Origin of the sequence: Plantactinospora soyae, assembly GCF_014874095.1 — a bacterium.
GTDB classification, from domain to species: Bacteria; Actinomycetota; Actinomycetes; order Mycobacteriales; family Micromonosporaceae; genus Plantactinospora; species Plantactinospora soyae.
This window is the reverse complement of record NZ_JADBEB010000001.1, coordinates 9,581,569-9,606,037: the sequence shown is the minus strand read 5'-3', so window position 1 is coordinate 9,606,037 and position 24,469 is coordinate 9,581,569. Positions and strand designations below refer to the sequence as shown.

Here is a 24,469-nt window from a genome sequence, read left to right as displayed (position 1 = left end):
ACATCTCCGGGTCCGGTCGACGGTGCTCACGGGCGGCCGGGGGACCGCCATCCGCCCGACTCCGACCAGAACCCGGCCGGCAGGGCGGCCATCGGCGTACGGGTGGCCAGCGGCGCGTCCGGATCGGTGGTCGGCGGAATCGCGGTGGCCACCGTCGGCTGCCGGATCGCGACCCAGAGGGCGCCGAGCCGGTGGGCGACCGGCCGGGCCTCGGTGTGCAGCCGGTCCAGGTCGGTGCCCGGGGCCACCACCACGGTCAGGATCGCGTCGTCGCCGGCCGGATAGCTGACCACCCAGCCCTCGGCGCCCCGGACGACGAACTCCCGCAACGGGCCGTGTCCGACGGACTGGGTGAAGCGGTCGCCGATGCCGACGCTCGCCGCGGAGAGCGCGGCGATGTGATGTGGATCGGCGCCCGGCAGGTCGCTGGCGACCAGCAGCCCGTCGACCGCGGCCAGCAGGGCGCCCGATACGTCCGGCACCGCTCGCCGCAGCCGGTGCAGTTCGGCCAGCAGGGCGGCATCAGTATCCACTGGTGTCTCTCCTTAGCATCGGTCCGTGCCGCTTGGCGTTGCTTCACCCCGTTGCTCCGTGCAGGTACCCGCGCCGCGTCGTCGCGCCGCGCCGTCCGGGTCGTCGCCACTGGCTCGGGGTCTCTGCACGCCGTCTGGATTGTCTTCACGTCGTCGGGCGTTGCGTCGCGCGCACCGTTGCGCCATGCCGCCTGGCGTCGGTCCTGGTCGCCAGGACGCCGCGCCCGCCCTGGTAACCATCCGCCTCCGGCACGCTACACCGAGCCATGTCGAGGCGCGGCCCCATGACCATCGGCGATCGTCCGGCAACTCTCGGCTGTTTGGCTGTTGTGCCTGGCGGCGGGGATCAATCGCGTAAAGTGTCGGGCGTTTGTTGACGCGCCGCCTCGGGAACCCGGGCGTAACCTGGTCGACACGCGAACTTCGTTTCCCTCGTAACGGAGGTGTGGCCCATGGGCAGCGTGTGGGAGAACCTGGTGGTCGACGCCACCGATCCGGCACGGTTGGCGCGGTGGTGGGCGGAGGCGCTCGGCTACCAGATCGTCAACGAGTTGCCGGACGAGGTGGAGATCCGCCGGTCCCCGGACGTGCTGCCGGGCCTGGTCTTCGTACCGGTACCGGGCGGCAAGGAGACAAAGAACCGCCTGCACATCGATCTCCGCCCCGCCGACCAGGAGGCCGAGATCGAGCGACTGGTCAACATGGGCGCCCGGCACGTCGACGTCGGGCAGTCCCCGGACGACACCTGGACGGTCCTGGCCGACCCGGAGGGCAACGAATTCTGCGTTCTCGCCCAGCGGAGTTGATGCCAGGGGTGGGCACCGGCGACGTGGTCGGCGAGCCCGACGCGGAGCGGATGGTGGCCGAGCCGGCGAAGGACAGCGGCTACGGGCGGAGCCCCTACCAGCGGGACCGGGCCCGGGTGCTGCACTCGGCGGGCTTCCGGCGGTTGGCCGCGAAGACCCAGGTGCACACCGCGGGCACCGACGACTTCCTCCGGACCCGGCTGACCCACTCCCTGGAGGTCGCCCAGATCGCCCGGGAGATGGGTGGCCGGCTCGGCTGCGACCCCGACATCGTGGACGTCGCCGGGCTCGCGCACGACCTCGGTCATCCGCCGTTCGGGCACAACGGCGAGGACGCCCTGGACGTTCTCGCGCAGGGCTGCGGCGGCTTCGAGGGGAACGCCCAGACGCTGCGCGTACTGACCCGGCTGGAGGCCAAGGTACTCCGCCCGGACGGCGGGTCGGCCGGTCTCAACCTGACCCGGGCATCGCTCGACGCGACCTGCAAGTACCCATGGCCGCGTCGGCCCGGACAGCCCAAGTTCGGGGTGTACGCCGACGACGCCGACACCTTCGCCTGGCTGCGCCGGGGTGGCCCGGGCGACGACACGCGCTGCCTGGAGGCCCAGGTGATGGACTGGGCGGACGACGTCGCGTACTCGGTGCACGACGTCGAGGACGGCATCCACGGCGGCTATCTGCGGTTACGGCTGCCGCCGTTGCGTACCGACCCCGACGAGCGGGCCGCGCTCTGCGCCGACGTCGCCGGGCGGTACTCGACGGAGTCGGCCGGCGCGCTGGCCGAGGTGCTGGTGGAACTGCTGGCCGATCCGGTGCTGGCGCCACTGGTCGACTACGACGGCAGCCACCGGGCGCTGGCCGCGCTCAAGGCCACCACCAGCGTGTTGACCGGGCGCTTCGTCGCGGCGGCGGTAGGGGCGACCCAGGACCGGTTCGGCGGCGGCCCGCTGCGCCGGTACGCCGCAGACCTCGTCGTACCCCGGCGGATCCGGGCGGAGTGCGCCCTGCTCAAGGGGATGGCGCTGCGGTACGTGATGCGTCGCCCCGGCGCCCAGGGCTGGTACGAGCGCCAGCGGGAGATCCTGACCGAACTGGTGGAGGTGCTGGTGGCACGGGCGCCGGAACCACTGGACCCGGTCTTCGCGCCGCTGTGGAAGGCCGCGCCCGACGACGCCGCCCGGCTGCGGGTGGTGATCGACCAGGTGGCCTCGCTGACCGACCCGGCGGCGACGGCCTGGCACCGGCGCCTCACCGCCGCCGGCTGACGCCCGCCGGGAACTCGGAACGGTTGACCGTGCCGGACCGGGTCCCTAGCGTGTAACTAGTTACATCGACGGGGACGAACATCTGCGGGATACCGACCTCAGCGAGCGGACGGGAGGTGGCTCGGCATGGTCGAGCACGTGGTGGTGATCGGTGCCGGGGTCTACGGGGCGGCGGTGACCGCCTCGCTGACCCGGCGGGGGGCCAGGGTCACCGTCGTGGACGCCGGTGCGCCGGGAAGCGGCACCTCCGGCGCGACATTCTCCTGGACCAACTCCTGCGGCAAGCAGCCCCGGACCTACCACGACCTCAGCGTGGCGAGCATGGCGGCACACCGGAAACTGGCGGCCGAGGTGCCGCACGGCGACTGGTACCACGAGGGCGGCAACCTGGAGTGGGCCGCCGACGACGCCGGGCGGGCGAAGCTGCGCGAGAAGGTCGACGGCGTCCTCGACTACGGGTACGAGGCACGTTGGCTCGACCGCGCCGAGGCCGTACGCCTCGAACCCGACATCGACCCGGCCGCGCTTCCGGCGTACGAGATCGCCTACTTTCCGCGCGAGGGCTGGATCGAGCCGACCCGCCTGATCGCCCACCTGCTCTCGAACGCGGTCGCCCGGGGCGCCGAACTCGTCCGGAACGACGCCGTGACCGGCCTGGAGGTGACCGCCGGGACGGTACGCGCGGTCCGGCTCGCCTCCGGGCGGCGGCTCGGCACGGATGCCGTCGTCAACTGTGCGGGGCCACGGGCCGACCGGATCGCCGCCCTCGCCGGACTGGCCCTGCCGATGCGCAACACCCGGGGCGTGCTCGTCTACACCTCGCCGGTCGCGGTTTCGGTGTCCCGGGTCGTCCACGCCCCACTGGTCCACCTGCGTCCCGACGGCGCCGGACGGCTGCTGCTGCACAGCGAGGAGATCGACGGTGCGACGTACCGGTCCGCCGGCGGGACGGTCGAGGTCGAGCCGTCGGCGGTCGAGCAGGTGGTCGAGGCGGGCCGGGCGCTCTACCCGGGGATCCGGGCCGCCACCGTGGAGAGCGTCCGGGTGGGGGAGCGGCCCATCCCCGGCGACGGCCTCCCGGTCCTGGGCCGGGCGGTCGAGCTGCCCAACTTCCACTTCGCCGTCTCGCACAGCGGCGCGACCCTGAGCGTGCACGCCGGTGACCTGGTCGCGGCCGAGGTGCTCGGCGCCGACCACGCCGACGCCCTGGCCGCGTTCCGGTTCGAGCGGCTCGGCCCGGCGGCCCGGTGACGGATCCGGCACAACTGCACCGGGTACGGACCGTGCTGTTCAGTGGCGAGATCGTCGTCCGGAACGGCGGGCGCGGACCATGGTGAGGCGAGCGACCATCGGCGACGTCGCCACGTACGCCGGCGTCTCCACGGCCACGGTCTCCCGGGTACTCAACGGTGGCGCGGTCGCCGAACCGACGGCCGGGCGGGTACGGGAGGCGGTCGCCCGGCTGGCGTACACCCCCAATGCGCTCACCCGGAGCATCTTCGCCGGGCACTCCAGCACGATCGGAGTCGTCATCCGGGACCTGACCAGCCCCTTCTACCTCGATCTGATCCGTGGCATCGACGAGGTCGCCGCCGCCAACGACAGTCTCGTGCTGTTCACCAACACGTTCCGCCAGGTCGACCGGGAGGTCGCCCAGGTACGGGCGATGGACGAGCAGCGGGTCCGGGGGCTGATCATGACGACCGGCGAGACGGCCGACAGTCGTACCCGGCGGATGGCCGAGAGCGGCGCGCCGTGCGTGGTCGTCGCGCGTACCGTGCCGGACCCGCCGCCCGGGGTGCACTCGGTCAGCCTGGACAACGTCGCGGCCGGTCGGCTGATGGCCACGCACCTGACCGGGCACGGCCGGACGTCGGTCGGGGTCGTCACCGCCGGGCGCCGGCCCTCCCAGCTCGAACGCACGGCGGGACTGCGGCAGGCGCTCGCCGAACTCGGTCTGCCGCTGCCCGAGGAGGCGGTGACCGTCGCGGAGAGCGAGACGGAGGTGGGCGATGCCGTGGGCTCGCTGCTCGCGTGGGCCCGGAGCCGCGACCGGCCGCTGGACGCGGTCGTCTGCACCACCGGCCGGCTCACCGTCGCCGTCCACTCGGCGCTGACCGGCCGGGGCGTCGCGATCCCCGACGACGTCGCGTTCCTGACGATGGACGACTTCGCCTGGGCTCCCGCGCTCGGGATCAGCGTGATCGCCCAGCCGTCGTACCAGATGGGCCGGCGGGCGGCCGAACTCGTCGTCGAACGCCCCGACGAGCCGGTCACCCTGATCCTCGCGCCGACACTGGTGGCCCGGGCCTCGTGCGGCGAGGGCCCCGGGGCGGTGCCCCCGGGACAGCGCGAACACGGCGGCGGATGACACCGCGACGGAAACTCCGGCCGCCGGGCGACGCACACCGTCGGGGGTGCGGCGACCGGCGGCCGGAGCCATTTCGGGTTACCAGTCGGAGTTCGAGCCGTCCACCCCCAGGATGATCTGGTCGAACAGGTTGCCGTCGTTGTCGTCGGTGTAGCAGACGCTGACCTCACCCCAGGGGGAGGAGGTGAGCGCGATCTGCTCCTGTCGACCCGTCGTCGTCTGGCCGAGCACCTGACCGGGCAGCCGGCCGGTGCCCGTACCGTCCCGGTTGAAGCCCCGGGCCGCGACGTCCTGGCTGGCCATCTGCACCGTCCAGCCGACCACCGCGTTGGCCTGGTCGTCGATGCCGACCGTGGGAGCGACGGCACCCGTGCCGGTGGACGCCTCGACGTCGTCGTGCCGGGCGGCGCCGGTACCGCTGAACGACCGGGTCCAGACACCCGGAGTTCCGGTGTGGTCGGACTCCCAGGCGACGCTGAAGTCGCCGGTGAAGTTGGCCGCCACCGCCGGGCGCCGCTGCTGGCCGCCGGACGCCGAGTTGGCCACCCGCCGGGACAGGTTCACCGCGCCGTTGGACCGGGCGAACCGGGCGAGGCCGATGTTGAAGCTGGCGTTGGCGTCGGAGTCCTCGTCCCAGACGACGATCGCGTCACCGGAGGCCGACACCGCCACGTCCGGGCGGTGATGCGAGCCGGTCGCCTGGCTGACCAGCACCTCGTACGCCTTCGTGGTGTTGCCGGTGTAGCCGGCGGCCCGGACCGAGGGCGGCAGGGTGCCCTGGACGTCCTCCCAGACCACGGTGAACCCGACCGCGGTGGTGCTGTTCGGCACACCGTCCGGGTCGACCGACACCTTCGGCCAGAGCTGTTGGCCGTCGGCGGCGGCGTTGGCCCGGCCCGAGGCGAGCACGCTGCCGGTCGGCGACACCACCCGGTATGGCACGTTGTAGAAGCCGTTGCCGTCCGGGTCGTCCGACCAGACGACCACGACGTTGCCCCGGTCGTCGATCCCGACGTCCGGGGTGACGTGCTTCCAGTTGGTTCCGGCGGTGCCACCGGCGGAGAGCTTCAGCTCGTACACCGGGGTGCCGTTGTTGAAGACCCGCAGGTAGACCTCCGAGTGGAGGTCGTCCTCCGGGGCGGTCGCGTCGCGGTCGTCCTCCCAGACGACGGCGACCCGGCCGTTGCGGTTGGCGGCGATCGCCGGTACGTCCTGGTCCCCGGTGGCGACGCTGTTGGCGGTGGTCCAGGTGACCGGTACGGCCGCCGCGACCAGGCCGGCGGGCGGCGGAACCGCCGGACGACCCGGCATCGGCGGAGTCGCCGGGCTGGTGGGCGCCGGGCTGGTGGGCGCGGACGTCGCCGGGCCGGTGCCGGCCGGAGTCGTGGGGGTGGCGGGGGTGGGGATCGGGGTGACCGGGACCGGGCTGGTGGGAACCGGGCTGGTGGTCGGCGGAACCGCCGGGGTGGCGGGAACCGGGGTCGCCGGGCCGGCCGGCAGGGAGATCGCGAGTAGGGACGTGACGAGCAGCGAGGTGATGGCGGTCATCCGGGCACTCCTGTTTCAGACGGACTGGAGGCCGGGCTGGCCATCGGCGATGACGAACGAACCGACCGTGGAAACCGGGGCGCCGTGCTCGGTGACACTGGCCACCGCCCGGAAGTCGGCCCGGAGCTGGGTCCGGCCGATCGTGGTACGCACATAGCCACGCCGGTTGGAGAAGAACCGGATGTGCGGGTTGACGCTGCCGTTCGGGATCGCCGTGTCGGCGGACCCGTTGCCGCCGGAGGAGATCGAGGTGCACACCAGCTCGGTGCCGATGGTCGCCGACGCCGGGTTGGCGTAGTCGGCCTTCAGGTTGTTCGCCCAGGCCTGGTGGACGTCGCCGGTCAGCACCACCGGGTTGCGGACGGCGCGCTGGGTCCACCCCTGCTGCACCCGGGACCGGGAGGCGCGGTAGCCGTCCCAGGAGTCCATGCTGGCCGCCCCGGCCGCGTCGAGCTGCCGGGCGAAGAAGACCTGCTGACCCATGATGTCCCAGGTGCCGTAGTGCTGGGCCAGGCCGTCGAGCAGCCACGCCTCCTGGGCGGCACCGGTCAGGCTACGGCTCGGCAGGTCCGCGTCGGCGCAGACCTTCCGCCCGTCCCCACAGGCCTGGTCGTCGCGGAACTGCCGGGTGTCGAGCATGTGGAAGGTGGCGAGCTGGCCCCAGCGGATCCGGCGGTACAGCGAGATGCTGTTGCCGACCGGTGCCGAACTCGGCCGCAGCGGCAGGTTCTCGTAGTACGCCCGGTACGCCGCCGTACGCCGGGCGGTCCACTGTGCGGCGGTCAGCGATGGGGTGTTGTTCTCCCGTACCGTGCCGGCGTAGTTGTTCTCCACCTCGTGGTCGTCCGGGACCAGCAGCCAGGGTGCCGCCGCGTGTGCCGCCTGGAGGTCCGGGTCGGACTTGTACTGGGCGTACCGGCGGCGGTAGTCGGCCAGCGAGACGATCTCGGCGCCGGCGTGTTCGCGTACCGAGCCGGCGGAGGTGGCGTCCTCGTAGAGGTAGTCGCCGAGGTGCAGGACGAGGCCGGGGTTGTCCTCGGCCAACCGGCGGTACGCCGTGTAGTAGCCCGACTCGTAGTGCGCGCAGGAGGCGAAGGCCATCACCAGGTCCCGGCCGAAGCTGCCGGTCGCCGGTGCGGTCCGGGTACGTCCGACCGGCGAGACGTGCCCCTGGGCCCGGAACCGGTAGAAGTAGTCGGCGTCCGGAGCGAGCCCACCGGCGATCACGTGCACCGAGTGCGCGTCGGCGAACCGGGCCGCGACCGAACCCGAGGCGACCAGCGTGCTGAACCGTTCGTTGGCCGAGACCTGCCACTCGACGGTCACGTCGGCGTTGGCCATCCCGCCCTGCCCGTCGGCGTTCAGCGGCGACGGGGCGAGCCGGGTCCACAGGACGACGCTGTCCGGTGCTGGTTCACCGGAGGCCACGCCCAGCTTGAATGGGTAGGGGGCCGCGGCCAGGGCGCTCTTCATCGGGACCGCCACGGCACCGACGGCCCCGAGTCCACCCAGGACGAAGATGCGGCGATTGATCTTCCTCATGGGCGGTAACCTTGGAGGGCCACTCTTAACGGGGCAAGCATCGACGTGGAACCCCTGATGACGCCGGGGTGTCGCATCGAGGCGAGCGGATGGCCGGCGGTCCCGGTCCCGGTCGGCGGTGCGAGGCCGACTCACCTTCGCGCCGCAGGTGGACCGATCGGCGGGATCGACCAGGTGTGATCAAGAGGGTCGACAGGGCAAGCTGACGAGCATGACGCAACCGAGTGGACTTACCTTCGTGATCGTCGGTGCCTCGCTGGCCGGAGCGAAGGCCGCCGAGACACTTCGCGCGGAGGGCTTCGTCGGCCGGATCGTGCTGGTCGGTGAGGAGATCGAGCGACCGTACGAACGACCGCCGCTGTCCAAGGGCCATCTGCTCGGGACGGAGCCGAGGGAGAAGGCCTTCGTGCACGACGCGGACTGGTACGGCCAGCAGCGGGTCGAACTGCTGCTGGGGCGTCGGGCCACCGACCTCGATCCGGAGTCCCGGACGCTCACCCTGGACGGCTCCGAGCCGCTGCGCTACGACAAGCTGCTGCTCGCCACCGGTTCCCGGGTCCGGACCCTCGACGTACCCGGTGCCGACCTGCCCGAGGTCCGTTACCTGCGCGGGATCGAGCACTCGGACGAGCTGGGCGCCGCGCTGCGCTCCGGCGGGCCGGTGGTGGTCGTCGGCGCCGGCTGGATCGGCCTGGAGGTGGCTGCCGCCGCCCGTACGCACGGCTGCCCGGTCACCGTGGTGGAGAAGGACGAGCTTCCGCTGCGCCAGGTTCTCGGTGCGGAGGTGGCGGCGATCTACCGCGACCTGCACCTGGCCCACGGGGTGGACTTCCGGTTCGGCGCCGGGGTACGCGAGTTCGGTGCGCGGGGCGGCCGGCTGACCGGTGTGGTGCTGGACGACGGAACGGAACTCCCCGCCGATCTGGTGCTGGTCGGGGTGGGCATCCGGCCGGCCACCGAGCTGGCCGAGGCGGCCAAGCTGGAGGTGGACGACGGGATCGTGGTCGACGCCGCGCTGCGGACCGCCGATCCCGACATCTACGCCTGCGGTGACGTCGCCGCCGCGTACCATCCGCTGCTGGCGGCCCGGTTGCGGGTCGAGCACTGGTCGAACGCCCGCAACGGTGGCCCGGCCGCGGCCCGGTCGATGCTCGGCCAGCCGGTCGAGTACGACCGCATCCCGTACTTCTTCACCGACCAGTACACCGACACCCCGTCGCTCGGCATGGAGTACCGGGGCCACGTCGGGCCGGACGGTTACGACCGGGTGGTGTTCCGGGGTGATCCGTCGATCCGCCCGACGGCCGATCCGGAGTTCGTCGCGTTCTGGCTGCGTGCCGGCCGGGTGCTGGCCGCGATGAACGTGAACCGCTGGGACGACGGCGAGCCGCTGGAGGCGCTGGTCCGGGCCGGCCACCAGGGCAGGTCCGTCGACCCGGACCGGTTGGCCGATCCCGAGGTGCCGCTGACCGACCTGCTGCGCTGATCCGGTCAGGGCGACGCTGATCCGGTCAGGGCGGCCGGTCGGGCCCACTCCTGCGGAAACACCCCACCCGGCGATCAGGATCGGGTACCGCGATTGCCCGATCCTGCCGCACGTCCCGGCGCGAGGTGGAAACCTCCTTGCTAGGACGGGTGTGGTTGGCCGGGAGCCGCGGACAGGAACTGGAGTGGGCCTATGAACCCCAGGACATTCGTGGTGGACGGCGGCACCAGCGGGCTCGGGATGGAGGTGGCCCGGATCCTCGCCCCCGAGCACCGGGTGGTCGTTCTCGGCAACCTGCCGGACGAGGTGTCCCGGGCCCGGGACGAGTTGGGCTGCGACGGCATCGTCTGCGACGTGTCCCGCAGCGAGCAGGTCCGGGACACCCTGGCCGAGGTCGTCGTCCGGTACGGCCCGATCGACGGCCTGGCCCACTGCGCCGCGATGTGGGCCGGCGGCCGGTTGGAGGAACTCTCCCCGGAGATGATCCGCCAGGCGGTCGAGGTGAACGTGCTCGGCACCGCGTTCCTGTTCCACGAGGCGCTGATCCGGATGCGGGAACAGGGGTACGGCAACATCGTCTACGTCAGCGCGCTGGCGACCGACGTGCCCCGGCCCGGCATCCCGCTCTACCGGGCCACGAAGAGCTTCGGCACCAGCCTGGTCGAGTCGTTGGCCGAGGCGCAGGGGACGAACAGCATCAAGGTGATGGAGATCCATCCCGGCCCGATGCACACCAAGCTCCAGGAACGGGTCGGTGCCGACTTCCTCGACACGATCTTCGCGCTGCCCGAGCAGGTGGCGACCGAGGTGGTCCGGCTGTTGCTGCTCGGGGCCGACGATCTCTACGTCTCGGGGCAGAAGGTGCTACGCGCCGACGGACGTTGGTAACCGGCTCCGATGGTCAGCGCCGGGCCGGCTTCCGCCGAGCCACCACCCTCGGCGTGGGCGCCGCTGCGGGTGGCGACCTACCGCAACCTCTGGGTGGCGATGCTGGTCGCCAACATCGGTACCTGGATGCAGACCGTCGGTGCCCAGTGGCTGCTGATCGACGAACGGAACGCCTCCACCCTGGTCTCCCTGGTGCAGACCGCCAGCATGCTGCCGATCCTGCTGCTCGCGTTGCCCTCCGGCGCCCTGGCGGACACGCTCGACCGGCGGCGGCTGCTGATCGCCGTACAGTTCTTCATCGTCGGGGTGGGTGTGGCACTGACGTTGCTCACCGCGACCGGGCGGATGCCCCCGGCGCTGCTGCTCACCCTGACCTTCGCCTTCGGGGTCGGCCAGGCGCTCACCCTGCCGGCGTGGGCGGCGGTCATTCCCGACCTGGTGCCGCGCAACCTGTTGCAGTCCGCCTCCGGACTCGGCTCGATCAGTGTCAACGTGGCCCGGTCGGTCGGCCCGGCGCTGGCCGGCCTGCTGATCGCCTGGACCGGGGTACCGCTGGTCTTCGCGCTCAACACCCTGGCCTTCCTGTTCTTCGCGTTCGTCCTGATCCGCTGGCGACCGGGTAACGCCCGCTCGGTCGAGGTGCCGGAGCGGTTCACCGCCGCGCTACGGGCCGGCGGCCGGTACGTCCGGCACTCGCCGATCGTGCAGCGGCTGCTGCTGCGGGCCCTGCTCTTCCTGGTACCCGGCAGTGCGTTGTGGGCGCTGCTGCCGCTGGTCGCCAGCCGGCAACTCGGGCTCTCCTCCGGCGGGTACGGCGTACTGCTGGCCGCCCTCGGCGTCGGTGCGGTCGCGGGCGGGCTGGTGCTGCCCTGGGTACGGTCCCGGCTCTCGCCGAACCAGTTCCTGCTGATCGCCGGGATGGCGTACGGGCTGGCCATGCTCGTGGTGGCGCTGGTCAAGATCGAGGCGGTGGTGCTGATCGCCCTGGTGCCGGCCGGTCTGGCCTGGGTGACGGTGCTGTCCAACGTCAACGCCGAGATCCAGCTCTTCCTCCCCGGCTGGGTACGCGCCCGGGGGCTGGCCGTCTACCAGGTGTGCTTCGCCGGCGGGCAGGCGCTCGGCGCACTGGCCTGGGGCATCGTCGCGGACGCGTCGAGCCTGGTCGTCGCCCATCTGGCCGCCGCCGTGCTGATGATCGGAGGTGCGTTGACCGTACGGATGTGGCCGCTGCCGGACCTCCGCGCCGTCGAGCGGGATCCGGCGACGCACTGGCCGGATCTCGACCTGGTGCACGAACCCGATCCGAGTGTCGGGCCGGTGATGGTCATCATGACCTACACCGTCCGGGAGGAGCATCGGGAGCGGTTCGTGACGGCCATGGAGGAGGTCCGGGCCGCCCGGCAGCGCACCGGGGCGATGCGTTGGGGCCTGTTCCGGGAGGGCGAGTCGGCGGACCTCTTCGTCGAGGTCTACGAACTGCCCTCCTGGGACGAGCACCTGCGGCAGCACGGTGGCCGGTTGACCAAGGCCGACCAGGCGGCCGAGTTGCGCGCACTGGCCCATGCCGACGGGGTACCGCAGGTCAGCCACCTGCTGCCGGCCGAGGCCAACCCGTAGTCGTCGCCGGCCGGGGCCGACCCGTGGCCCGGGGTCAGGACTCGGCGCTCGGGCGGGGGCCGATCGGCTCGCGGACCAGCGTTCCGTCGACGTAGCAGTACCGCCAGTCCTCGCGCGGTTCGATCGACCGGATCAGCGGGTGCCCGGTCTCCTCGAAGTGGGCCGTCGCGTGCTTGTTGGCGGAGTCGTCGCAGCAGCCGACCGCGCCGCAGGTCAGGCAGAGGCGGAGGTGTTCCCAGCCCTCGCCGGCCTCCACGCACTGCGCGCAGTTCTCGGTGTCGGTCTCGGTGATGTGGATCCGGTCGCCGTGCGAGCAGGCGGTGCTCATCGTCTCCTCGCGGACGTACCGCCAGCGGGACCGGAGGAGCTGGTCCGGGATCACCCGGGCGAGGTAGCGGGACTGGGCCGCGAACATCGGGCTGAGCACCGCCAGGATCAGCACGTACAGCGCGACGAACGGCCCGATCCGGGGGTTCAGCCCGGCGGCCAGCGCCAGGGAGGCCAGGATCAGCGAGAACTCGCCCCGGCCGAGTACGGTCAGCCCGACGTTGCTCGCCCCCCGCTGGTTGAAGCCGAAGAGCGAGCCGGTGACGAGCCCGGAGGCGATGTTGACGACGATGGTGATCAGCACGGCGATCGCCACCGGCACCGCCACCGACCCGAACGCGCCGACGTCGATACTGAGCCCGAAGGCCACGAAGAAGATCGCGGCGAAGACGTCCCGGAGCGGCAGTACCAGTCGTTCCACCCGTTCCCGTACGGCGGTCCGGGCGACGACGAGGCCGATCATCAGTGCGCCGATCGCGTCGGAGACGCCGACCTCGGCCGACAGCCCGGCCACCAGCACCACCAGGCCGACCATCAGAATCGCGAGCAGTTCGTCCTCGTGGCTGCCGATCAGCCAGCCGACGGCCCGGGCACCCCACCTGGCCACCAGCACCAGCAACAGCAGGTAGCCGAAGCTCATCCCGATGTGCATGGCGATCTCCGCCGGCGAGCTGGCGCCGGCCAGGATCGGGGAGAGCAGGGCCAGGTAGAAGGCGAGGAACAGGTCCTCGATCACGATGATGCCGAGGATGATCGGGGTCTCGGCGTTGGCCAGCCGGCGCAGTTCGATGAGCAGCTTGGTGGCGATCGCCGACGACGAGATGCCGAGCGCGCCGGCGATCACGAAGGCTTCCGAGGTGCCCCAGCCGAGGCTGAACCCGAAGGCCAGGCCGGCGCCGACGTTCAGACCGATGGAGCAGCCGGCGGCGATGAAGAGCCGCTTCCCGCTGCCGAACACCTGCTGGACCGGGAATTCGACCCCGAGGTTGAACAGCAGCAGCACCAGGCCGATGGAGGCCAGCAGGGCCAGGTCCTCGGGATGTTCGATCAGCACCGGACCGGGCGTGGCCGGCCCGAGCACGATTCCGGTGAGCATGTAGAACGGGATGCTGGGCAGCCCCATCCGGCGCCCCGCGCGGGCCACCAGCCCGGCGATCAGGACTATGGCACCGAACCCGATCAGATCAGCGTGCATGACGTCTCCCACCAGGTGTCGTGCCGGGCGGCCTGGCGTACCGGGCCCGGGTTCGGCGGCGTCGGGGGCACCGCCGGGACGTGGGCGCGGCGGTGCCGGGGGGTCGAGGGGCGGTGCCGGAAGGCAAGGGGCGGTGCAAGGGGCGGTGCCGGGTCGGGGGCGGCGTCGGGCCAGGCGGATGCCCGGCGTCGGACGGGATGGTGAAGCGGATCGGCGGAGCCGGTGACCTCAGGCGAAGAAGGTGCCGGAGAGTACCGCGCCGACCTTGCGGGACTGTTCCTCGCTCAGTTCGATGACCGCGGCCGGTTCGTCGGAGCGGGAGTTGAAGACGTAGAGGTCACGGGTGCCGTCGCGGCGTACCACCACCGAGACGCGGTCGCCGCCGTGTCCGAGATCGATGTCATACCGCTTGCCGATGCCCGGCAGCTCCTGCACGTGTACGCCCTGCCCCATGACCTTCTCCCCAGTGAAATGACCGCTTCACGGACGAATCGACCGGTGCGCCGATCGGCGGCGGTGGTTCGTGGCAGTCAGCCTACGTCGCCGTGGGGCGGGAAAGCGGGGGTCGGGTCGCCGGATCTTGACGAGTTAGGCTAGCCTAATCTAATGGCGGATGGTAAGAACGGGACCGGGGTCAGGCACGCCACCGTGCTGCGCAAGCGGTGGATCACCCCGCACATGATCCGGGTGGTGCTCGGCGGGGACGGGTTGGCCGGCTTCACCGCGGACGCGTACGCCGACCACTACGTGAAGCTGATCTTCCCGCCGCCCGGCGTCGACTATCCGGTGCCCTGCGACCTCGACGCGATCCGCCGCGAGATGCCGCGCGAGCACTGGCCACGGATGCGGACGTACACCGTCCGGGCCTGGGACGCGGCGACCGGGGAGCTGACCCTCGACTTCGTCTACCACGGCGACGAGGGGCTGGCCGGTCCCTGGGCCGCCCACACAAGTCCCGGCGACCAGATCATGTTCCGCGGCCCCGGCGGCGGGTACGCCCCGAGCCCGGCGGCCGACTGGCACCTGCTGGTGGGTGACGAGAGCGCCCTGCCGGCGATCGGCGTGGCGCTGGAGCGGCTGCCGTACGGCGCTCCGGCCCGGGTCTTCATCGAGGTGGCCGGGGCGGCGGAGGAGCAGCTACTGACCAGCACCGGAACCGCCGAGATCGTCTGGGTGCACCGCGCCGGCCGGGTCGTCGGCGAGGCCCTGGTCGAGGCGGTACGGGCGCTCACCTTCCCGCCCGGTGCCGTGCACGCCTTCGTGCACGGGGAGGCGAACTTCGTCCGGGAACTGCGCCGGATGCTCCGGGTGGAACTGCGGGTACCTCCGGAGCGGCTCTCCATCTCCGGCTACTGGCGCCGGGGTGACGACGACGAGAGCTGGCGCTCGTCCAAGGCCGAGTGGAACCGGCTCGTCGAGGCTGAGGAGACGGCCGCGGCGGTTCGCTGAGCCGCGCCGCGCCACCCGGCCGGGAACCCGGGCCCGTCGGCGTACCCCCTTCGCCGGGCGAATCAGTCCGGCAGGGCAGGATGTACGCCGGAGGGGGTGACGGATGGCTGGTCGGATCCGGGACGAGGACATCACGGTGGTGCGGGAGCGCACCTCGATCGCCGACATCATCTCCGAAACCGTCACGCTCAGGTCCGCCGGCGGTGGCAACCTCAAGGGGCTCTGCCCGTTCCACGACGAGAAGACCCCGTCCTTCACGGTGGCTCCCGCCCGGAACGTCTATTTCTGTCACGGGTGTGGTGCCGGCGGGGACGCGATCAAGTTCCTGATGGACGCCGAGCACCTGACCTTCGTCGAGTCGGTCGAACGGCTCGCCGACCGGGCCAACATCCAGCTCCGGTACATGGAGGCCGGACCGGCGCCGGTCCGGCAGCAGCAGGGCCAGAAGCAGCGCCTGGTCGCCGCGCACGCCGCCGCCGCCGAGTTCTACGCCGGGCAACTCGGCACCGCCGGTGCCCGGCCGGCCCGCGAGTTCCTCGCCCAGCGCGGTTTCGACCGGACCGCCGCCCAGACGTACGGCTGCGGATTCGCGCCGGACGCCTGGGACCCGCTGACCAAGCACCTGCGGCAGAAGGGCTTCACCGGGCCGGAACTGGTCACCGCCGGCCTGTCCCGCGAGGCGCGGTCCGGCTCGCTGATCGACCGGTTCCGGGGCCGGCTGCTCTGGCCGATCAAGGATCTGACGGGCGACGTGATCGGCTTCGGGGCACGCAAGCTGCTCGACGCCGACGACGGCCCGAAGTACCTGAACACCCCCGAGACGCCGATCTACAAGAAGTCGCACGTGCTCTACGGCATCTCGCAGGCCAAGCGGGAGATCGCCCGGCAGGGGCGGGCGGTGATCGTCGAGGGCTACACCGACGTGATGGCCTGTCATCTGGCCGGCGTACCGACCGCGGTGGCGACCTGCGGCACGGCGTTCGGCACCGACCACATCACCGTGCTGCGCCGGCTGTTGATGGACACCGACGCGGTGGCCGGCGAGATCATCTTCACCTTCGACGGGGACGCCGCCGGGCAGAAGGCGGCGCTGCGCGCCTTCGAGGACGACCAGCGGTTCGTCGGACGTACCTTCATCGCGGTCAGCCCGGACAACATGGACCCGTGCGACCTGCGGCTGGCAAAGGGCGACCTGGCGGTGCGTGACCTGGTCGCCCGGCGGGAGCCGCTGGTCGACTTCGCGCTGCGTCACATACTCAACCGGTTCGACCTGGACACCGTCGACGGCCGGGTCGAGGCGATGCGCCAGGCGGCGCCGCTGGTGGCCAAGCTCAAGGACCGGGAAAAGCGCCCCGAGTACGTCCGCAAGCTGGCCGGCGACCTCGGCATGGAGATCGAGCCGGTGCAGCGGGCGGTGCTGCACGCCGCCGCGCAGCCCGCCACCGGGACGACGCGTCGGGGAGCGGCCGCCGAACCCGCCCGGCCCGGTCGACCCGTGCCGGTGGTGGACAACCCGCAGTCGATGGTGGAGCGGGAGGCGCTGAAGCTCGCCCTCCAGGTGCCGGTGCTGGCCGGGCCGATGTTCGACGCGCTCGCGCCGGAGTCGTACCTGAACCCCGTACACCAGGCGGTCCGGGCGGGGATCGAGGCGGCCGGCGGCGCGGCGTCGGCGACCGCCGGTGCGGTCTGGATCGAACGGGTACGGGACGCCTGCGGGGACCTCGGCGCCGCCGCGCTGGTCGGCGAGCTCGCCGTCGAGCCGCTGCGGATCGACGCCGAGCCCGACCCCCGGTACGTCTCGATCACCCTGGCCCGGCTGGAGTGGGGTGCGGTCACCACCCGGATCCGGGACCTGAAGTCGAAGGTCCAGCGGGTCAATCCGGCGGCCAACAAGGACGAGTACTTCACGCTCTTCGGGGAGCTGCTCTCGCTGGAGCAGCACGCCCGAGCCCTGCGCGAGCAGGCGATGGGAGGTCTGTAGCCGTGGCGCTGTTCAACCTCTTCTCCCGGGGGCGGCGGCTGCCGGCCGCCCGCCGTCCGGCGGGGCTGGACCGGGACGAGCGGGTGCTCGACTGGGCCAAGGTGGCCGACGGCGACGAGATCGTGGTGGTCACCGACCGGGGGCTGTGGCTGCCGGGCGACGCCGCACGGATCGGCTGGCACGACATCCACAAGGCGGTCTGGTCGGGCCGGGATCTGGCGGTCACCCGCGCCGACCTGGTCGAGGAGCGGACCGACTACCGGGTGGTCAGCGACGGGGCGGTCCGGACGTACCTGCTCGTCGATCCGGGCGACGTGCCGCACCAGGTGCGGGCCCGGGTTACCCGCTCGGTCGCCTACACCGCCCATCACCGGCTGCCCGGCGGCGGCGTCCGGATCGCGGCCCGTCGGGTACGCGGCATCGACGGCCTGACCTGGACGGTCCGCTACGACCCCGGTACGCCGACCGGCGACGGCGCGGTGGTCGAGGAGACCGACGCGCTGGTGGCGGCGGCCCGCGCCGGTACCGATCCGGACCTGTGATCCCGGTTTCCTGATCCCGGCCCGTTTCTGGTTCCGGGTCGTTTCCGGTCCCGGGCCGTTTCCGGGCCCCGGCCAGGTGGGGCCGGCGGGGGCGGAAACTCGGTGGACGTGTCGGACCAGGCGGTTAGGGTCGACGCCGTGGCGAGCGACGGTGTTCTCATCCAGGCCCGAGGGCTGGTCAAACGGTTCGGCGACTTCACCGCCGTCGATGGGATCGACGTCGACGTGCGGGCCGGGGAGGCGTTCGGGTTCCTCGGGCCCAACGGCGCCGGCAAGAGTTCGACGATGCGGATGATCGGCTGTGTCTCACCCCCGACCGGCGGCGAGTTACGGATCATGGACATGGATCCCGGCCGGGACGGGCCGGCGATCCGGGCGCGCCTCGGGGTCTGTCCACAGCTGGACAACCTCGATCCCGAGCTGACCGTCCGGGAGAACCTGACGACGTACGCGCGCTACTTCGGTATCCCGCGCCGGGTGGCCCGGGAGCGGGCCGACGAACTGCTCGACTTCGTGCAGCTCGCCGAGCGGGCCAACAGCAAGGTGGAGCCGCTCTCCGGCGGCATGAAGCGCCGGTTGACCATCGCCCGCGCGCTGGTCAACGAGCCCGACATCGTGCTGCTCGACGAGCCGACCACCGGGCTGGACCCGCAGGCCCGACACCTGGTCTGGGAACGACTGTTCCGGCTCAAGCAGCAGGGCGTGACGCTGGTGCTGACCACCCATTACATGGACGAGGCCGAGCAGCTCTGCGATCGGCTGGTGGTGATGGACGGCGGTCGGATCGTGGCCGAGGGGTCACCCCGGACGCTGATCGAGCGGTACTCCACCCGTGAGGTGGTCGAACTGCGCTTTCCCACCGACGCCCAGGAGGACTTCGCCGGCAAGCTGGCCGGTATCGGCGAGCGGATCGAGGTGCTGCCGGACCGGATCCTGCTCTACGTCACCGACGGCGACGCGGCGGTGGCCGGCGTGCACGACCGGGCGTTGACCCCGGCCAGCGTGCTGGTCCGGCGGAGCAGCCTGGAGGACGTCTTCCTGCACCTCACCGGCCGGACGTTGGTGGACTGAGATGTCGCTCGCGGACGCCGCCGCGCCGACCCGCCCGACGACCGGGCTGGTCGGCCGGCTTCCCGCCCTGGCGGTGCTGGAGTACCACCTCGTCGCGTACCGCCGTACCTGGCGGGCCGGAGTGTTCTCGTCGTTCCTGCTGCCGCTGCTCACCGTGGTCGGCTTCGGAGTGGGGGTGGGCGCCTACGTCGACGCCGGGGTGGGAGGCGTGGCCTACCTCGACTTCATCGTGCCGGGACTGATCGCCTCGACCGCGTTGCAGGTGGGGGTGGCGGAGTCGAGCTGGCCGGTGCTGGGCAACTTCGAGTGGATCAAGATCTACTTCGCCCAGGCATCGACGCCGCTGCGGGTGGTCGACATCGTCGGCGGGCACCTCGCCTTCGTGCTGTTCCGGGTGCTCACCAGCAGCCTGGCGTTCCTCCTCGTCGCCGCGCTGTTCGGCACGCTGCACTCGGCCTGGGCGCTGGCCACGCCGCTGCTGGTACTGCTGATCGGCTTCTCGGTCGCCACCCCGGTCTTCGCGTACACCTCGTCGATCCGCAGCGACAGCTATCTGGCGATGCTGTTCCGGTTCGCGGTCATCCCGATGACCCTCTTCGCCGGGGTCTTCTTTCCGGTCGAGTCGCTGCCGGCCGTGCTGCGCTGGCTGGCGTACGTGTCGCCGCTGTGGCACGGCGTCGACCTGTGCCGGGCCGCCACCCTCGGCGTCGCGCCGGCCTGGTCGGTACCGGGCCATCTGCTCTATCTCGCCGCGTGGGGCGGCGTCGGCTGGCTACTGGCCGTGTCGCGGTTCCGCCGCCGGTTGGTGATCTGACCGCCGCCGTCCGCCCCGCCCGTGACCAGCCCCACCCGGGACGTGTTCCGCCGTCCCCGACCGAAGGAGGAAGGTTCGTGGTCAGCATCGTCCTGCCTCGACTGATCAGTTTCGAGGGAGCGGCCCGCCGTTCCGTCTCGGTGGCCGAGCGGAACGTCGCGGCGCTGCGGTCGGCGTACTGGGTCGTGCTGATCTCGGGTTTCTTCGAGCCGCTGCTCTATCTGCTCTCCATCGGCGTCGGGGTGGGGGCGCTGGTCGGCGACCTGACGTTGCCCGGCGGCGAGGTGGTCACCTACGCGGCGTTCGTGGCACCCGCGATGCTCGCCTCGTCGGCGATGAGCGGTGCGCTGGCCGAAACGACATTCAATTTCTTCGGCAAGATGAAGTACATGAAGCTGTACGACGGCATCCTGGCCACCCCGGTCAAGCCGTTCGAGATAGCGCTCGGTGAGCTGGGTTGGGCGATGCTGCGCGGCACCGCCTACTCGGCGGCGTTCCTGGCCATCATGGTGGCGCTGGACCTGACCAGCGCGGTCCGGGCGCTGGTCGCCTTTCCGGCCGCCGTACTGGTCGGGTTCGCGTTCGGGGCGCTCGGGATGGCGCTCTCCACTTTCATGCGCAGTTGGCAGGACTTCGACCTGATGGGCTCGGCCCAGTTCACCCTGTTCCTGTTCTCCGGCACGTTCGTACCGGCCGAGGCGTACCCGTCGGTGCTGCGCTGGGTGGTCGAGGTGACCCCGCTCTACCGGTCGGTCGAACTGATCCGGGGCATCTCCGTCTCCGGCGGCGGATGGGGCCAACTCGTGGACGTGCTCTACCTGGTCGGGATCACGGTGCTGGGGCTGGTCGTCGCGGGCCGGCGAATGGGTCGACTGCTCTGCAAGTGACGCCGCCGGTGGCCGCTCGGCCGTTCCGGGCCTGCCTGTCGTGCCCGTAACAGCACGGTGCCACAGCCCGGTCGCTGATCACCAGGACCACCGACCGGGCTGTGGCCCGATTACCTACGCCTGCGCCCGCAGATCGCCGCTCGCTTCGAGCCGGCGGATGTTGACGACGTCGTCGCCACCGACGTAGACCTCGACGACATCGAGGCTGTGCCGGCCGTGGCTACCGTTGGCCAGGCGCACCCCGGGGTGCACCTTGACCTCCGCCGCCCCGACGTGCTTGGCGTAGACGTTCTGCACCGCGCCGTCGGTCAAGCCGGTACCGACCATGACGGTGGTCTGGCCCGCGGCGTCCTCCGTCAGGATTACGTGACCGCGATCGGTTGGTATTGCCATGATGCTCCCTTCGACTTGCTTGTCATTGTGTTTTCAGGGGCCGCAGCGGTGACCGTGCCTTGGCCGGCGATCCGAACATCACCCGCCGCCAGTCGCCGGTGAAGGTGAAGACTCCGCTGCTCGTCGCGACACCCAGTCGCCCCGGGAGCCGGGATCCGCTCACGTGTCGCGGCACCGAGCCCATGTCGTAGACGCTTTCGAGATCCGGCCACAGCGTGATGCTGAGCATCGTCCGCTGCCGCCAGTGCACGACGACACGGCTCGCGATCAACCCCGGTACGTTGCGCTGTACGTCCCGCTTGATCCGGACGTGCAGCGCCAGCAGGTACAGCAGTACCCGCAGGTTCGGGCACTCGAAGCGGGTGATGATGACCTGACCGCCGGTCGGGTCGGGCGTGAGGACGCGATCGGGGTTCAGCTCAGCATGAACGCTCCGATCACCGCCGTCCCCAGCAAGATCGTTCCGGACACGCGCCGGAGAATCTTTACCAGGTCCTGCCATGTCAACCGCTCCTCACCGATCGGAATCAGTGTCGGTCTGCGTACGCTCAGATAGACCATCGCCAGCCATGCCACCGCCCACGACGCGGCGAGGAGGGCTGGTGCGAGCCCCGGCGCGACGAGTACCAGCCCCGCCAACGCCACCCAGAGCAGCGACGTCGTCTTCTGCGTGGTGAACAGCATCGCGAGGTCAACGCCCCAGACCAGGCCGAGCGGGCCCGGCTTCAAGGTCCGTACCAGACGTTGTGGCACCTGGCGTTGAACGTGCGGCGTGCGCAACGTCAGGTCGACGACGCCGGCTACGACGACGACCACCCCGAAGACCACCCACCGCACCTGCTCCGTCAGCAGCGCCTCGGTCAGCCGGCCCAGCACGTAGAAAGGCACCGCCAGGACGACCGATCCGGCGAGTCCGCCGATCAGGAGTCCGAGCAGGAACCGGATGGCACCGGCCCGGTCATGCCTCAGCATTGGGCCGGCGACCCCGGCCATGGACGTGCCTCAAGGGCTCTGCATCTGGAGGATCGCGCCGAGCAGCGCGATCCCGACGACGACGGTCATTGAACTAGCCGCAGTTCGAGATGCAGGTGTACCGCGTGGCGGAGCCGATGGTCTTGCCCGCGGAGTTCATCTTCTCGCAGCAGTTGTACCGGTACACCGGTCCGACCGTGCCGAACGTGCACTGCCAGACGTAGTGCCGGCCACTGGTGCAGCTGGCGTAGGACACGTTCGGCGGTACGAACACCAGCGTGCAGCACGCGTGGTTCGCTGCCTGTGCCGGGGTGCTGCGGCCGAACACCGCGGCCGCCATGGCCAGCCCGCTCGCCCCGACGCCGGCCAGTACCTTCCGCCGACCGGTCGTCATCTTGCTCACCTGGGTTTTCACGCCACCTCCTGGTCGTTTGCACTCATCGAACCCACCGCAGTCAGTACGGCGGGCAAATCCCAGAACAGCAACGCCGACTGCAACCGTCCATTTCGGAACAGCAGCGCGGCGGGGCTGGTTTCAACGGAGAACTCGCCCTTGGTCCAGGCGCCGTCCTCGTCGATGTAGAGCGTTCCGCGGTCGATGCCGTGCGTGGCGGCGAAATGCTCACCCCGTTCCCGGGCCGGGCACGCCACGACGAGGCCGAGGTTCGCGGGGCCACGGTCGAGCATCTTCGACACCTGACCGGCGATCTTCTCGCAGCTCACGCAGGTGGAACTGAGGATGAGCACGAGTGAGTACTCCTGCTCGGCGACGTGCGCGAGCTCGGCCGGCCAGTGGGATGGACTGTGCCCGGTCCGCGCCGTGTCGATCGCCTCGATCCGGCGCAGCGACTCCTCGTTGGAGGCGGGTACCCGGGACGACAACTCCCCGAGCATCGCGAACACCATGACGATGGCGCCGGCGAGGATGAGGACAACGATGCTCAGAAAAAGGATCACAATGAGGTTCCCCTCCGTGGACGGATCAACGGCCAGGCCCAGGCCCGGTTGACGTACAGGCACAGGACGAGCAGGGCGAGCGCCGTGCCGAGCAGGGCGGCCGAGCCGGTCGGCGATCGCGTCAAAAGGTTCGTCGCCCCCGCCGCCACCAGCGCCGCACCGAGCGCGACGTTGGTGATGCCGAGCGGTCGTCCGGCCGGATTACCGAAGCACCCACACGGCTCGACACTGCCCCGCGCCATACCCAGCCCACCGAGGCCGATGAACACCAGGCCGAGCGCGGCGACGAGAACGGCGCCGACCGAACGGGTCGCCGAGAACAGCAACGCTATGCCGGCGAGGCACTCGATGCCGGCATAGAGCCGGACGGCGTTGGTCGTCGTCAGAGCGTCTGGTACGTCGACTTCGGACAGAGCCTGGCGTAGATGGGATGGCGCCGCGATCTTGCTGAGCGCAGCCTGCACCAGGATGGCGGCCGCAACGCTGTTGACCACCACCAACACCACGTCATGCATCGACGCCATTGGCGAGTCCTTCCTGTACCAGCAACATTCGCCGGCAAGCATTGCATGGCTTTGTCATCGTTTTGTCATCGCCGATCGAGGTTGACGGCAGCAAGTGGATCGAGGTTGACGGCAGCAAGTCGATCGAGGAGGATCGGCTTCTGAGGGTGGTCACGGGGGGCCTGGCAAGTTCAGCTGGCTCCACTGTGGCCCCGGAGGGGGCAGGTTCGTGGAGTTCGCTATCCTCGGCCCGCTGGAGATCACGGTGGCAGGCCGACGCGTCGATCTAACTGGGGACAGACAACGGAAGATCCTCGGTGCGCTCCTGCTGGCGGTTGAGGGCAGGAGTTCGATCGACCGGCTGGTCGCCGCTGTCTGGGATGTGTATCCGCCGTCGACGGCCCGGAAACAGGTGCAGAACTGCGTAGCGGCGCTGCGCGGTCGTCTCGTGCGAGCCGGTGCGCCGGACACGCTGCTCGAGACCAGACCGAGCGGCTACCAGCTCAACGTCCGACCCGAGGACCTGGACGCCCGGGTCTTCGTCGGCCGGGTCTCGGCGGCGCGTGAGTCCGCGGCGGCGGGCCGCTTCGAGGAGGCCACCGCGCACTACCGGTCGGCCCTGGGTATGTGGCGCGGGCCGGTGCTCGACGACCTTGACAGTCAGGCCGTCGCCGCCAGCGCCGCCTGGCTGACCGAACTGCAACTCACCGCGTCCGAGGAATTCTTCGACCTTGAACTGGAGTGCGGTCGGCACGAGCGGATCGTCGGCGACCTGATCAAGATGTGTGCGGAGTTCCCCGCCAGGGAGCGGATTCAGGGCCAGCTCATGCTCGCACTACACCGCAGCGGCAGACAGGTGGACGCGATCCTCGTGTACCGGCAACTGTGCCGGCACCTGGCGGAGGAGTTGGGTGTGGTCCCGAGCGCCGACATCCTCCGCCTCCACGACCAGCTCATCGGGTGTTCGGCCGCCAGCCGGCGGTGACATCGGCAACTCGGCAGCCGGCAGCCTCGGCGCGACGATGACCAGTCGGACTGCTCCCGGGTTCGGATGGAACTCGGAATCTCCCAGTCCATGGCCCGGCCGTTGAACGCGGCGCTCGGCGACGATTCCGCTGGGCCTGCCCAGGGAGCTAGTCGGTCCACGGTGCCGGTTCGGCTGCTGACCTCCGCCGCCTGGAGCAACGGCTGCTGACCTCCGCCGCCTGGAGCAACGGCCCCTGACCTCCGCCGCCTGGAGCAACGTCGGCTGGCCGTCAGATCCGCCACCGCGTCCGGTGCCGATTGGGACCTGGAGTTGGCGCGTGACCGGGCCGCCACTG

At 71.0% G+C, this 24,469-nt stretch carries 25 protein-coding genes; 14 read left to right on the top strand and 11 right to left on the bottom strand.

The window, feature by feature from the left end; all coding sequences use genetic code 11:
• Nucleotides 1-26: 26 nt before the first annotated feature.
• Nucleotides 27-533: a roadblock/LC7 domain-containing protein gene (locus H4W31_RS41875; protein WP_192771652.1), complete on the bottom strand. Its 507-nt coding sequence runs from the start codon at nt 531-533 to the stop codon at nt 27-29.
• A gap of 452 nt (nt 534-985) precedes the next feature.
• On the opposite strand from H4W31_RS41875, the gene H4W31_RS41870 reads away from it, so the two are divergent.
• From H4W31_RS41870 to H4W31_RS41855, 4 genes are all read left to right on the top strand, one after another.
• A complete protein-coding gene (locus H4W31_RS41870; RefSeq protein WP_192771651.1) occupies nt 986-1,339 on the top strand; it encodes a VOC family protein in 354 nt (117 codons plus the stop codon).
• Nucleotides 1,339-2,604 (top strand): deoxyguanosinetriphosphate triphosphohydrolase, encoded by a 1,266-nt coding sequence (locus H4W31_RS41865; RefSeq protein WP_192771650.1) that lies wholly within the window; start codon nt 1,339-1,341, stop codon nt 2,602-2,604. Before H4W31_RS41870 ends, H4W31_RS41865 begins: the two co-directional genes overlap by 1 nt.
• Nucleotides 2,605-2,730: 126 nt before the next feature.
• On the top strand, nt 2,731-3,855 hold the full coding sequence (locus tag H4W31_RS41860; RefSeq protein ID WP_192771649.1) for an NAD(P)/FAD-dependent oxidoreductase: 1,125 nt from the start codon (nt 2,731-2,733) through the stop codon (nt 3,853-3,855).
• A gap of 79 nt (nt 3,856-3,934) precedes the next feature.
• A complete protein-coding gene (locus H4W31_RS41855) occupies nt 3,935-4,975 on the top strand; it encodes a LacI family DNA-binding transcriptional regulator (protein ID WP_192771648.1) in 1,041 nt (346 codons plus the stop codon).
• 78 nt (nt 4,976-5,053) lie between these two features.
• On the opposite strand, the gene H4W31_RS41850 is transcribed toward H4W31_RS41855, so the two are convergent.
• Complete coding sequence (locus H4W31_RS41850; protein WP_225945948.1) at nt 5,054-6,523, bottom strand: hypothetical protein; 1,470 nt, start codon at nt 6,521-6,523, stop codon at nt 5,054-5,056.
• Nucleotides 6,524-6,538: 15 nt separating this feature from the next.
• Nucleotides 6,539-8,065, bottom strand: a complete 1,527-nt coding sequence (locus tag H4W31_RS41845) for an alkaline phosphatase D family protein (RefSeq protein ID WP_192771647.1) — start codon at nt 8,063-8,065, stop codon at nt 6,539-6,541.
• A 211-nt stretch (nt 8,066-8,276) separates the two neighbouring features.
• Here H4W31_RS41845 and H4W31_RS41840 point away from each other — a divergent pair, with 211 nt between their 5' ends.
• The 3 genes from H4W31_RS41840 to H4W31_RS41830 all read left to right on the top strand — a co-directional run bounded on the left by H4W31_RS41840 (nt 8,277) and on the right by H4W31_RS41830 (nt 12,056).
• The gene (locus H4W31_RS41840) at nt 8,277-9,551 is read left to right on the top strand and encodes an NAD(P)/FAD-dependent oxidoreductase (RefSeq protein ID WP_192771646.1); all 1,275 of its coding nucleotides are present in this window, start codon (nt 8,277-8,279) and stop codon (nt 9,549-9,551) included.
• A 192-nt stretch (nt 9,552-9,743) separates the two neighbouring features.
• Nucleotides 9,744-10,439 carry an SDR family NAD(P)-dependent oxidoreductase gene (locus tag H4W31_RS41835; RefSeq protein ID WP_192771645.1) on the top strand — a complete coding sequence of 232 codons (696 nt, stop codon included), beginning with the start codon at nt 9,744-9,746 and terminating at the stop codon, nt 10,437-10,439.
• 9 nt (nt 10,440-10,448) lie between these two features.
• Nucleotides 10,449-12,056 carry an MFS transporter gene (locus H4W31_RS41830; protein ID WP_192771644.1) on the top strand — a complete coding sequence of 536 codons (1,608 nt, stop codon included), beginning with the start codon at nt 10,449-10,451 and terminating at the stop codon, nt 12,054-12,056.
• Nucleotides 12,057-12,090: 34 nt separating this feature from the next.
• On the opposite strand, the gene H4W31_RS41825 is transcribed toward H4W31_RS41830, so the two are convergent.
• Together H4W31_RS41825 and H4W31_RS41820 are read right to left on the bottom strand one after the other, a co-directional pair.
• Nucleotides 12,091-13,578, bottom strand: coding sequence for a cation:proton antiporter domain-containing protein (locus H4W31_RS41825; RefSeq protein WP_192771643.1), 1,488 nt, complete (start codon nt 13,576-13,578; stop codon nt 12,091-12,093).
• Nucleotides 13,579-13,806: 228 nt separating this feature from the next.
• Nucleotides 13,807-14,031 (bottom strand): potassium transporter TrkA, encoded by a 225-nt coding sequence (locus H4W31_RS41820; RefSeq protein ID WP_192771642.1) that lies wholly within the window; start codon nt 14,029-14,031, stop codon nt 13,807-13,809.
• 153 nt (nt 14,032-14,184) lie between these two features.
• On the opposite strand from H4W31_RS41820, the gene H4W31_RS41815 reads away from it, so the two are divergent.
• From H4W31_RS41815 to H4W31_RS41790, 6 genes are all read left to right on the top strand, one after another.
• Nucleotides 14,185-15,027, top strand: a complete 843-nt coding sequence (locus H4W31_RS41815) for a siderophore-interacting protein (protein WP_192771641.1) — start codon at nt 14,185-14,187, stop codon at nt 15,025-15,027.
• A gap of 103 nt (nt 15,028-15,130) precedes the next feature.
• Entirely contained in the window at nt 15,131-17,008 is a 1,878-nt protein-coding gene (gene dnaG / locus H4W31_RS41810) for a DNA primase (RefSeq protein WP_192771640.1), read from the top strand.
• Nucleotides 17,009-17,016: 8 nt separating this feature from the next.
• Nucleotides 17,017-17,550 (top strand): hypothetical protein, encoded by a 534-nt coding sequence (locus H4W31_RS41805; protein WP_192772810.1) that lies wholly within the window; start codon nt 17,017-17,019, stop codon nt 17,548-17,550.
• 138 nt (nt 17,551-17,688) lie between these two features.
• Nucleotides 17,689-18,621: an ABC transporter ATP-binding protein gene (locus H4W31_RS41800; protein ID WP_192771639.1), complete on the top strand. Its 933-nt coding sequence runs from the start codon at nt 17,689-17,691 to the stop codon at nt 18,619-18,621.
• 1 nt (nt 18,622) lies between these two features.
• Nucleotides 18,623-19,435, top strand: coding sequence for an ABC transporter permease (locus H4W31_RS41795; protein WP_192771638.1), 813 nt, complete (start codon nt 18,623-18,625; stop codon nt 19,433-19,435).
• Between the two features lie 77 nt (nt 19,436-19,512).
• Nucleotides 19,513-20,322 (top strand): ABC transporter permease, encoded by an 810-nt coding sequence (locus H4W31_RS41790; protein ID WP_192771637.1) that lies wholly within the window; start codon nt 19,513-19,515, stop codon nt 20,320-20,322.
• 114 nt (nt 20,323-20,436) lie between these two features.
• Here the strand turns inward: H4W31_RS41790 and H4W31_RS41785 are convergent, their stop codons facing one another.
• From H4W31_RS41785 to H4W31_RS41760, 6 genes are all read right to left on the bottom strand, one after another.
• Nucleotides 20,437-20,715 carry a hypothetical protein gene (locus H4W31_RS41785; protein WP_192771636.1) on the bottom strand — a complete coding sequence of 93 codons (279 nt, stop codon included), beginning with the start codon at nt 20,713-20,715 and terminating at the stop codon, nt 20,437-20,439.
• 22 nt (nt 20,716-20,737) lie between these two features.
• A complete protein-coding gene (locus tag H4W31_RS41780; RefSeq protein WP_192771635.1) occupies nt 20,738-20,986 on the bottom strand; it encodes a hypothetical protein in 249 nt (82 codons plus the stop codon).
• A gap of 143 nt (nt 20,987-21,129) precedes the next feature.
• Nucleotides 21,130-21,708 (bottom strand): hypothetical protein, encoded by a 579-nt coding sequence (locus tag H4W31_RS41775; RefSeq protein ID WP_192771634.1) that lies wholly within the window; start codon nt 21,706-21,708, stop codon nt 21,130-21,132.
• Nucleotides 21,709-21,781: 73 nt separating this feature from the next.
• Nucleotides 21,782-22,102: a hypothetical protein gene (locus H4W31_RS41770; RefSeq protein WP_192771633.1), complete on the bottom strand. Its 321-nt coding sequence runs from the start codon at nt 22,100-22,102 to the stop codon at nt 21,782-21,784.
• The gene (locus H4W31_RS41765) at nt 22,099-22,644 is read right to left on the bottom strand and encodes a hypothetical protein (RefSeq protein WP_192771632.1); all 546 of its coding nucleotides are present in this window, start codon (nt 22,642-22,644) and stop codon (nt 22,099-22,101) included. Before H4W31_RS41765 ends, H4W31_RS41770 begins: the two co-directional genes overlap by 4 nt.
• Nucleotides 22,641-23,210: a MauE/DoxX family redox-associated membrane protein gene (locus H4W31_RS41760; protein WP_192771631.1), complete on the bottom strand. Its 570-nt coding sequence runs from the start codon at nt 23,208-23,210 to the stop codon at nt 22,641-22,643. Before H4W31_RS41760 ends, H4W31_RS41765 begins: the two co-directional genes overlap by 4 nt.
• Before the next feature lie 166 nt (nt 23,211-23,376).
• On the opposite strand from H4W31_RS41760, the gene H4W31_RS44640 reads away from it, so the two are divergent.
• A complete protein-coding gene (locus tag H4W31_RS44640; RefSeq protein ID WP_192771630.1) occupies nt 23,377-24,132 on the top strand; it encodes an AfsR/SARP family transcriptional regulator in 756 nt (251 codons plus the stop codon).
• The last annotated feature ends 337 nt before the right edge of the window (nt 24,133-24,469 follow it).